This is a genomic window from Pelagicoccus sp. SDUM812002, from assembly GCF_031127835.1.
Taxonomy (GTDB): Bacteria; Verrucomicrobiota; Verrucomicrobiia; order Opitutales; family Opitutaceae; genus Pelagicoccus.
This window is the reverse complement of sequence record NZ_JARXHX010000005.1, coordinates 314,453-325,031: the sequence shown is the minus strand read 5'-3', so window position 1 is coordinate 325,031 and position 10,579 is coordinate 314,453. Positions and strand designations below refer to the sequence as shown.

Annotated in this window: 8 protein-coding genes; 5 read left to right on the top strand and 3 right to left on the bottom strand. The window is 56.4% G+C overall.

Annotated elements, in window-relative coordinates; translation table 11 throughout:
- Positions 1-112: 112 nt before the first annotated feature.
- Together QEH53_RS10430 and prfB are read right to left on the bottom strand one after the other, a co-directional pair.
- On the bottom strand, positions 113-1,504 hold the full coding sequence (locus tag QEH53_RS10430; protein WP_309023127.1) for a hypothetical protein: 1,392 nt from the start codon (positions 1,502-1,504) through the stop codon (positions 113-115).
- Positions 1,505-1,597: 93 nt separating this feature from the next.
- Positions 1,598-2,741 (bottom strand): peptide chain release factor 2 gene (gene prfB / locus QEH53_RS10425; protein ID WP_309023126.1). Its coding sequence is split into 2 segments (ribosomal slippage): positions 1,598-2,668 and positions 2,670-2,741, totalling 1,143 coding nucleotides; the frame shifts between segments, so codons are not numbered across the junction.
- Between the two features lie 232 nt (positions 2,742-2,973).
- On the opposite strand from prfB, the gene QEH53_RS10420 reads away from it, so the two are divergent.
- From QEH53_RS10420 to QEH53_RS10405, 4 genes are all read left to right on the top strand, one after another.
- The gene (locus QEH53_RS10420; RefSeq protein WP_309023125.1) at positions 2,974-4,326 is read left to right on the top strand and encodes a VWA domain-containing protein; all 1,353 of its coding nucleotides are present in this window, start codon (positions 2,974-2,976) and stop codon (positions 4,324-4,326) included.
- 126 nt (positions 4,327-4,452) lie between these two features.
- A complete protein-coding gene (locus QEH53_RS10415; protein WP_309023124.1) occupies positions 4,453-6,180 on the top strand; it encodes a HAMP domain-containing sensor histidine kinase in 1,728 nt (575 codons plus the stop codon).
- 4 nt (positions 6,181-6,184) lie between these two features.
- Entirely contained in the window at positions 6,185-6,907 is a 723-nt protein-coding gene (locus QEH53_RS10410) for a response regulator transcription factor (protein WP_309023123.1), read from the top strand.
- Between the two features lie 13 nt (positions 6,908-6,920).
- Positions 6,921-7,448, top strand: coding sequence for a dihydrofolate reductase family protein (locus QEH53_RS10405; protein ID WP_309023122.1), 528 nt, complete (start codon positions 6,921-6,923; stop codon positions 7,446-7,448).
- A 7-nt stretch (positions 7,449-7,455) separates the two neighbouring features.
- Here QEH53_RS10405 and QEH53_RS10400 read toward each other — a convergent pair whose 3' ends face one another.
- Positions 7,456-7,947: a hypothetical protein gene (locus tag QEH53_RS10400; RefSeq protein ID WP_309023121.1), complete on the bottom strand. Its 492-nt coding sequence runs from the start codon at positions 7,945-7,947 to the stop codon at positions 7,456-7,458.
- Positions 7,948-8,105: 158 nt separating this feature from the next.
- On the opposite strand from QEH53_RS10400, the gene QEH53_RS10395 reads away from it, so the two are divergent.
- Positions 8,106-10,577, top strand: a complete 2,472-nt coding sequence (locus QEH53_RS10395) for a helicase C-terminal domain-containing protein (RefSeq protein ID WP_309023120.1) — start codon at positions 8,106-8,108, stop codon at positions 10,575-10,577.
- The last annotated feature ends 2 nt before the right edge of the window (positions 10,578-10,579 follow it).

Here is a 10,579-nt window from a genome sequence, read left to right as displayed (position 1 = left end):
CGTCACGTTTAGACTCCAACGTTGGAGTCTAAACGTGACGGGCCTTGGTAAGGAATCCAAGGATTCTGGGACTCTTTAATTTTGGAGCTGTCGGTCGAGGATTCGTAACCTCTCACTCGACGATTCGGCACGGCAGCATGGCCGCGTCTTCCATGCCGTGGATGATCTTCTTGTCCGGCGGGCAAAAAGTCGCCAATGCCCCGGCTAGCTTGACCGTTTCACCATCGGTGAAGAAATAGGGATTGAGACGCAGGCGCCCGCTCGCTTCGTAGACGCTGCCATCCTCGCCGTAGAGCGGATGTTTCAAGCGAACCGACTTACTGAACTCTTGCATCACGTGCGGATGAGTCGCCGCCATATCAACCGCCTCCTGCAAGGCGTCCCTCCAATCGTCCTTGGATACGTCGTTGCCAATCACCACGCTACGGGAACCCCAAGCGGTCTCGTGAAAGCCAGAAATCTTGAGTACCAGATTACGCTCCTTCTGGCTCGCCTCTGCCAAATCCATCCACGAGTGCAAAGGCTTGCCTTGGGCAACCGGCCCGTCAATCACCGCACCTGGCGGCAAGGGAGCTGGATCGACGATCCAAGATTTTGGTATCAGCTTCTTCAATACCTTATAGGACTTCTTGGAAATGTTCTCCTTCCAAAACTCCTCCAGCAAGTGGTGATGAAAGAGTGCCATGCCCATCTTCTCTTCGAGAAAAGGCTTAGCGGGGGGCGTCATGGCGACCTCGCCGTTTTCGACCGCTTCGAAGATAAACTCCGCTTCCGGCAGATTGGGCAAATCAAAGAGTTCGAAAAAGCGGTAAACCACGTCGATCTTCTCGGGCGACCCATCCATGTCGAAATAGACCGCGCCACCCAACGGAAATATCTGCTGTACCCACAAGCTGTATACACGATAACCGCGACGCTGCAGTCGCTCGGCGAGCCAATCCATCTCTGGTTTGTAGGTGGCGGCCTCCTCGCTTACCGCCAGCGCGATCACTGGATAGTCTTCCTCCGGAGCCAGGGAGGAGATGCTTCGGTAAAACGCCTCCTCCATGGAGCCGCCGGCGCCGAGCATCCCTTCGGCACCCGAGCTCTCGTATAGATGGTTTAAATAAGCGGTCAGGCCAATTCCTCCAGGAACCGAATCCAGTTCAGAGAGCGAAAAGCCATCCTGCGTAACCAACAAGTCCGGACGAATCACCGGTGGCAGGGCTCCTTTGCTGGCCTTGCTGCGACACGCTTCGATCAAGCCCTTCGCCTTGCCGCGATCTAGGTACTCCGCCACCCAAGGAGCGTAGGTTTCCTTGTTGCGGAGAAGCTTCTTGCCTTCGAAAGAACGGCGATAGAGCAGCTCCATCGCTTGATAAAACTCCAAACTCGCTTGACCGATCTCTTCGAGCTTGGCCACGATCTCCGGGGTGAGACGCCAAGCCTCCGGCGACATACGCCAGGACTTGCCCTCGAAGAGCTCCTGTTCCGAAAAGGCTGACTGTAGTGCGGCGAGTTCCATTTTTTGATGCGAAGACCTTTACGAACGAAATGCGTTTCTGATTGTTCCAGCGGAGGGACGAGTTTCGTATCGACCGCCAACTCTGCCGGAAAGCTAATCCTCGATCTGGATCTCCTTGTTGCGTGAGCGGGGTGAGCCGGCTCGCAGCCAACCAGAAACGAAACGGTCGATATCGCCGTCCATTACCGCTTGGATGTTACCCGTTTCAACGCCAGTTCGCAGGTCCTTCACCATTTGATACGGTTGGAAAACGTAGCTGCGGATCTGGTTACCCCAGCCAATTTCACCCTTCTCGCCGTACATCTTTTCCATGGCGCTGCGCTTCTCGTCCTCCTGGCGTTCGTAGAGGCGAGCCTTGAGCATCTTCATCGCGGTGGAGCGATTCTTATGCTGCGAACGGTCGTTTTGACACTGCACCACGATTCCGGTCGGGAGATGGGTCAACCGGATGGCAGAGTCGGTCTTGTTGACGTGCTGACCCCCTTTGCCGCTCGCTCGGTAGGTGTCTTCTCGAAGGTCCTTTGCGTCCACTTCGATCTCGATGTCGTCCTCGATCTCCGCGACCACGTCCACCGCGCAAAAGGACGTGTGACGACGTTTTTGTGAGTCAAACGGACTGATCCGAACGAGGCGATGCACTCCGCGCTCGGCGTTGGCGTAACCAAAAGCGTTTTCGCCCACGATGCGGAGCGTGACTTTGTCCAGCCCCGCTTCTTCGCCAGCGAGCATGTCGATGACCTCGACCTTGAAACCGCGTCGCTCCGCCCATCGGGTATACATGCGGTAGAGAAGATCCGCCCAATCGCAGCTCTCTGTGCCACCAGCACCCGCATTGATGCTGAGCAAGGCATTACAACGATCGTGCGGCTTGTTGAGGTAACACTGGATCTCGAGCTCGTCGAGTTCGTCCTTCAAAGCCTCCGCAGCCTGCTGCAATTCCTCAGCTTCATCAGAAAGCTCGTCAACGCCCTCTTCATCGAGCAGTTCCTCCATGGCACGAGCGTCCTCAAGCTTGGACATGAATGCTGTCATTCCACCGACCACGCCCTTGGCTAGGTTCGCTTGGGCGATGACCTTTTGCGCCGCTTTCTGGTCGTTCCAAAACGACTCAGCGCTCATCTGCTGCTCGAGCTCCTTTAACTCGGCCTTCTTCTTATCGACGTCAAAGATACCTCCAGAGGTATCCGGCGCGCTTTTCAATCTGGTCGTGAAGGTCCTTAGTCTCAGGCTTGATCATAGGGCGGGAACATTACCCATCCCCCATTTCCCAAATCAAGCCCCAACAAGCACAAACTGGAGAGACCGCTTCCTTCACTCTCCATATCCATCCCTTTCCCATGACAATTTCCTGACAATTCTTTTGCCACCTCATGACAACCTTCTCCCGCGAATTTGCTTTAATCACCTCCGAACCGAATCTCCCTTCTCGCGGAGTTCGACCCGATAACTCCACGAAACAAAGCACTCGCATGAAAAACCGACATCTACTCGCCTTCATTCTCGGACTCGCCCCCGTCCTCCTAAACCTCCTCGGGCCCACAGCCTCGGCAGCCGACGCCACAACACCCGTTGCACTCATGGCCGAGCTCGACTACGCTCAGCTTTCAGCCGAAGGCCACGACACTGCCGTCCTGAAAGTCAGCCTGCTACCCGCAAATCTGCGGCACAGCCATGATCGACCACCCCTTAACCTCGCCATCGTGCTGGACCGTTCGGGGTCGATGAACGGCACCAAGATCGAAATGGCCAAGCAAGCCATTCGACGCGCCTTCCAATCCCTGCAACCCAACGACTTCGTATCCATTATCGCTTATAATAATGCCGCAAAAACCCTACTACCCCTCACCCGAGTGGGAAACATCTCCAACCCAAGAGCCTACATCGACAGCATCCACGCCGACGGCGGCACCGCGATATATGCTGGTGTCAACCTAGGAGCCGCCGCCCTACGCCCTGCTCTCGACGACAGCGCCGGAATTAATCGCATCCTTCTTCTTTCGGACGGCCTCGCCAATGAAGGTCCATCCAACGTAAGCGATTTTCAACTACTCGGACGATCGCTCGCAAGAGAGGGCATTACCGTATCCACAATCGGTCTCGGACTCGGCTACAACGAAGACCTCATGGCAGGACTCTCCGCTGCCGGACAAGGCAATGTCTACTTCGTGGAATCTGCAAAAGACCTACCGCGAATCTTCGATTCCGAACTCGGCGACGCTTCGAGCATCATCGCTCAGAACGCCGTCATTGAGGTAGAGTGCCTGCACGGCTTCGAACCCATTCGGATTATCGGACGCGAGGGACAAATCCAAGGCAATCGCGTCACCCTAAACATCAAGCACCTCTACGCTGGCCAAGAAAAGTTCGCCCTTATCGAAATGCGCAACCCCGGCGGACGCGCCAACACCACACAGGAAATCGCAACCATTTCCACCCGCTACCAAGACATCGACTCGGATCAGACATACGCAGTCCAACAAATTGCGACCACCACGTTTGCTCCCACCCCCGAGCAGAAAGAAAAGTCGGTCAACATCGACGTGCAACGCCAAGTCGTCTACAATTACGTCGCCATCGCCCAAGACGAAGCGGTCGCCCTTGCCGACCAAGGAGACCTGCCCGCCGCTACCGCGACCTTGGGAAAGCTCGACGACTGGATCACCACTAACAACGCAGTTTGGAACGACACCGAAATCGAAGACAAGCGCGTCGCCCTCGAGTCCACCACCACCACGCTCGAGAACGACGGTCTCGACAATCGCTCGCGCAAAGAAATGAGATCCTCCTCCTACCAGACCCGCTCCCAACAAAAATCATACTAAAACAACGAAACGTAACGCTACGCTTTAGCCCGCGACCGCAGCGCAGGAGCCATTCTCCACGGTCGCGGGATCCTTCCCTAAAAAAACGCTCTTCACACCAGCCCCTTCTCCCATCAGCTTGCCTCCATGCCCAAGAAACCTCGAATCGCCCTTCCGTTGCTCCTACTCGCGAGCACCACACTCGCGATTGGGGCCATCGTCTACGGGCTGCTCTGGAGCGAGGCCAAACGCTTCCGCGAAGCCAACCTGCTAGCGGCCAATAACCAAGCCACCACTGTAGTGGAAAACATAGGACTGACGGTTGCCGAAGTTAAGACCGCCGTCATGGAATCTCTGCTCGCCTTCGAAGGTCCCAACTTCGCTCCCCAGCTCTCAACTTGGCAGCAACGCGATCCCCTCGTCTCGTTCGCATTTTCCTGGGAGACGTCCTCCCCGGACGAGGTAGAGCTTTTTCCTCCCAACGAAAACCTTGCTCCCGATTTCAAAGCCCTGATCCGACCTCAGAAAAAAGGTTGGATCTGGGAAGCCCCAGAGCCTTCTCCGGCCGCCAAAGAGAGCCTAGCGTTCGCCGACGAATCCGACGCCCTAGCCGGTGAGCCCAGCTTCTACAACTACGCCTCCAATACCACGCTACGCCAAGAAATCCGCAGCCAGTCGCAACGGACCACTCAGGTCGCTAAGAGCTCGTTTCGAAAATCAAAACAAGCTTGGGTCTCTGACTCCACGCGTTGGATACACGATTTGAAAGAAGGCGAGAGCTACTGGATCGGCATCTCCAGTTGGAACGGGGGCCAAGTAATCACGGGCGCGGTTGTTCGCCTCGGCGACCTCTCCTCCATCCTCCAGAAATCGTTCCCCACCGAACTTGCCGCCAACATAGAGAGCTTCATCATTCGCGACCCCTCCGGAAAATCCGTCGCCGCCACCAATAGCCGTCAATCCTCCTACTTGCGATCCGAAAGGCTCCCCAGCGGCTCTGCCGAAACGTTCTCCCTCGGTTCGGAACTCCCCGGCTGGACCCTTCATCTCTACACCCAACTCGATGGAAGCCTCGGCAGCATGATCACCAGCGCCGCCGGCCTCGGAACGACTGCTGTCCTGCTCACCCTTTTCGGCACCGGAATCTGGCTTGTCTGGCAGACGCGCAGCAGCCAAATCGAAGCCGCCCGGAAAGTCTCCTTCGTATCCAACGTTTCCCACGAGCTTAAAACACCGCTAACCACCATCCGAATGTATTCAGAGCTGCTGCAAACGGGTCGGGTTCAAGATTCTGAAAAGCGTAACAAGTATCTCGATACAATATCAGGTGAGTGCCAACGCCTAACCCGCCTAGTAAACAACGTGCTCGACTTTTCCCGGCTCGACCAATCCCGCGTCAAGCTTAGCCTAGAAGAGCAAGAGCTCGACCCGGTCCTTCGATCCTACCTCGAACTCCGGCTGAGAGACCTAGCTCGCCACAACTTCGAGCTCGAGACCGACCTGCAACTCGGCAACATGAAACTCCACTTCGACCGCGACGCCCTCTGCCAGATATTCGGCAACCTTATCGACAACTCCCTCAAATACGCCCGTCAGGGAGCTTGGATACGCATTCGCTCACGCCAGGTCGACAATCGCGCCCTCATCGAGTTTTCAGACAAAGGGGCAGGACTACCCGCGCACCTGCGTAAGAAAAACTTTCAGGCCTTCACCCGCGGGGATGACTCGCTCACAGCGGAAACCTCCGGTTTCGGACTCGGCCTTAGCATCGCCCAAAGTCTCGCCGACGAAATGGGAGCAAAGCTCAGCTATCTACACCCCCAAAGCCCAGACCTCTATCCCACCTTCTGTCTGGAATTCACCATCGCACCCTAAAGAAATGAGCAAGAAGAGAATCCTCGTTGCAGAAGATGATCCCCATATTCGTACCGGACTCGTGGATACGCTCGAGAGCGAAGGCTACCTCGTCGTTGCTACTTCTGATGGAAATCAAGCCAGCTCCCTTTTCCCGCAAGACACATTCGACCTCGCCTTACTAGACATCATGATGCCCGGCAAAGACGGGTACTCCCTCTGCCAAGAATTCCGGGCAAAATCTCCCCAAACCGCCATCATCCACCTCACAGCAAAAAGCCAAGAGATCGACAAGGTCCTCGGCCTAAAACTAGGAGCCGACGACTACATCACCAAACCCTTTGGCGTGCAGGAGCTACTCGCTCGCATCGAAGCTATTTTTCGCCGCACCGGCTCTCAAGCAAAGAACGATAAGACGACTGAACTCCCTAGCAAGCTCACCATCGGTCCTCTCACCATCAACCGCTCGACCTACAAACTTGAATACGAAGGCCAAGACTGCGCCCTTACCGAACGCGAGCTCAAGTTACTCGAACAATTTTACCTTCATCCCGGCGAAGTCCTCAACCGTTCGGTTCTGCTAGATCGTGTATGGGGAATCGAATACTACGGTACCACCCGCACTCTTGACCAACACATCGCTCAAATCCGTAAGAAAATGAACAGTCTCGGAGCAAGCGACCCCATCGAAACCGTACACGGCGTCGGGTACCGGGCCCTAAACGAGAAAGCTTCGCGACACTTTTAATCTCACTTATCCCATGCTCGTCCTCATCGCAGCCCAATCCATCGACGGGTTCATCGCCCGACCAGACCGCCCCGGCACCGGTTTTTGCAGCGACGCCGACTCGAGATTTCTCCGAAACGCCCTGCAAGATTTCGATTCTCTGATAATGGGGCGAAAAACATACGAGACCCTTCGTAACCGCATCTTAAAATCGGTTACAAAACGCTTCCTCCGCAAAATTGTAACACGTCACCCCGGCACTTTCTCTGCCGACGCTCGGCCCGGACTCGTCGAATTCACCGACGCATCGCCCTCATCCGTTCTCTCCGAGCTAAAAACCCGTGGGCGCAAAAAAACCGCCCTGCTCGGGGGGGGCGAAATCTATACACACTATTTGGAGGAAGCCCTTGTCGACGAACTCTGGATCACTATCGAACCCTTGCTCTTCGGTGGGGGTACACCGCTCTTCACCGGCGCAAGCGAACGCTCATACGAACTGCTCGAATCTACCAAACTCGGGAAAGATACGGTCCTCCTCAAATACAAGCCAGTTCGCTCTTAAGCGGCCGCTACTCCGGCAGGTTGTGCGAGTGAAACTCGTCCGAAAACATCCGCAACAAGCTCGCAAGCTCCTCGGTAACCTTCTCCGGACGGTTAGCGACACCCATCATCTTTCGCTCCCAAGTCGCCAAGGACATGGAAACCGTGCGGTCCTTAGGACGCTCCAATTGAGCCATCTCACGCAGTTCCAGCTTGACCATGTAAATGTGGCTTGGCCCCTGCACGTGAGCCACGTCGATCGCGACCTCAAGGTAGGGCTGTCCCGGCATCACATCCAGTTCCATAGAGGAAAGCAGTCGCACATCGAAGTCCTGCAGCGACTTCAAAGCTTGTTCTTCCACATCCTCGTAGGATAGCTGAAACGTTTCCGACTGGATATTGAGCTGTCGAATCTCCAATCCCACGCCCTGCAAGTTGGTCAAAACGCTGTCCATGTAGTCGGATGCTGCACAAAAAACAGGACTGATAACCGCTACCGCCAAGATTTGGAAAATTCTCATAACAAGTACCTTAATCGACAAGACACCACCGTAGCTGAATTTATCCGCGGCGCAGCAAAAAAACAAGGGAAGGCCAATCGCACGACTCTCCAAGCAATGTGCACAGAATTTCGCTTCCAATCCGCTAAGCTTCCCCTTCTCTCACTATTTTCCCATCCATGCACATCGACGCCCCCAACCGCCAAGTAACGCTCAGCGTAGGAGAATTCGCAGCATTCACGACCTACGCGACCCCTGGTTTCGGTGGCGTTTCGGCAATTTGGCGGGCCCAGCTTGGCACCGAGTGGCACCAGCGGATTCAGAGCGAATCCGACGAAGCAGGTGAAGGCATGCGAAACGAGGTGACAATTGCTGGACCCCTCGTTTGGAGAAATTGGACCCTCAACCTATCCGGTCGCATCGACCAACTTAAGACGACCGACCGCACCCATCACCTCCGAGAAATCAAAACCCTCTCTGAGCCCGTCCCCCTCGACCAAGAAACCATTCGCGAACGCTACCCTTCCTACCCCCTCCAGCTCCTCACCTACCGCGAACTCCTCATCAGAAACGAGGTCGACGACCTCGGCCCCAAACCCGAAACCCGGAACTCGAAACCCGGAACCTACCGCCTCGAGCTTCTCTTCGTGGAAATCGGTTCCGGCCTTACCCAATCCCTCACTCTCGACCCCAGCTACGACAGCATCTTCGTCGACCACCTCGACACCCTCGTCGACTATTTAGAGGCTAAGCAAGAGCGCCTTGCTCGCCTCCGCTCCCTCGCAGTCCGTCCTGCCTACGATATTCCACGCCCCGGCCAAGAAAACATACAAGCCGAACTCACTGACGCCTTTTCCAACTCAAAGATAACCCTTCTCGAGGCTCCCACCGGCTACGGCAAAACTGGAGTCGCCTGGGAATACGCTGCCCGTCGCCTCGCCGCTGGTCAATGCGACCGCGTCCTCTACCTCACCTCCAAATCCACGGGCCAAACTGAAGCTCTCACCCGTCTCAAAGCCCTTTTATCTAAAACCACCTCGTCCCAGAATCCGGAACCCAAAACACAAAACCCATCGTCCCCGCTTCCGGCGACGTTCTGGCACATCCGCAACAAGCAGGAGCACTGTATCCACCATGAGTTCCGCTGCTCCCGCCAGACCTGCCCCTATCTCGCCAACCTCCACGACAAGTGGAAACGCTCAGGCCTCCAGCGACTCTACCTCCTCTCACAAGACGAACTCGACCTCGAGACGCTGCGGACAGAGGGGCGCGTCACCGGCATCTGTCCTTACGAGATCATGCGAGCCGGACTCGGCCAGCGAGATATCTGGATAGGCGATTACAACTACCTCTTCTCGCCCACCTCCGCCCGCCTGCTCGCCGACCAGACCGACTTCGATCCCGCCCGTACCTTTCTCATTATCGACGAAGCCCACAACCTACCCTCCCGCGTCGAGTCCTCCTACACCTACGAATTCTCGGTCCACCCCGTCTACGCCGCACTTGACGACCTCAACGCCAATAAAGCCCCTGCTCCCCTCCGCTCCCAATTCAAAACCCTCGCCAGCCTCCTCACCACTGGAGGGACCGGTTCCACCCGGTCCGCGCCACGAGAACCAAAAGCCACCCCTGTCGATCCCGCCAGCGAAGCCGACTTCCGCCACGCCCTCGGAAAGATCAGCGAGCTCCTCACCAGCGAGCCCCTTGCCTACGAAGAGCTTCAACCCGAGACGCTCGAACAACTCTTCCAAATCAGCTCCGCACACGCCGGCCAACAGCGCGCCGAACTCCGCCATCTACTCTGGTCCCCCTCCCCCGGTGCCCTTCGTCTCGAGTGCATCGACGCCGCCCAGCTCATCCAGTCCCAACTTTCCCAATACAACGGAGCGCTCTTCCTCTCCGCTACCCTCACTCCCCTAGATTCGTACCTCGACGAAGTCGGTCTGACCAATAAAACGCTAGAGCCCAGAGCCCAACCCCCAATCTCCCACCTCACTCCGCCCGCTCCTTGGCGAAACGAAGCCTACGACGTCGCCATCGACCTGCGCGTCGACACACGCTTCAAAAGTCGTAGTAGCCATCTCCCCACGACCGCATCGACCATCGCCGCTGCCGCCGAATCAGCTGGTCCCGCTATCGCGTTCTTCCCCAGCTACGCCTACGCCAAGCAGGCGCAAGAAGCTTTACAGTTCCACCATCCCGAACTACGCGTCGCTCTGCAACCACGATCCGGCGGCAGCCTCGCCGACCGCAATGCCTACCTCGAGGAAACGCTCGCCTTCCACGACGTGCTGATTCTCATTCTCGGTTCGTCCTATGCCGAAGGCGTCGACACTCTCGGCGGCAAAGCCGGAACTGCCATCATCGTTAGCCCCGCTCTCCCCGAGATGAATTTCATCCAAGAGGCCAAACGCAGGCACCACGATGACCTCGGCAATAGCGGTTTCGAGCGAGCTTACCTCCACCCCGGTATCCAAAAAGTCAACCAGGCACTTGGCCGCCTCGTGCGCTCACCTGAACACAAGGTCAAAGCCCTTCTCCACTGCCAACGTTTTGCCGACCCCAAGACCAAACGTCTGCTAGACCCCTTGTACCAGTCGAGAACGTACATTCACGAAGCTCAGGATTTAAGAGAGTGGCTCGAATCGTAGCT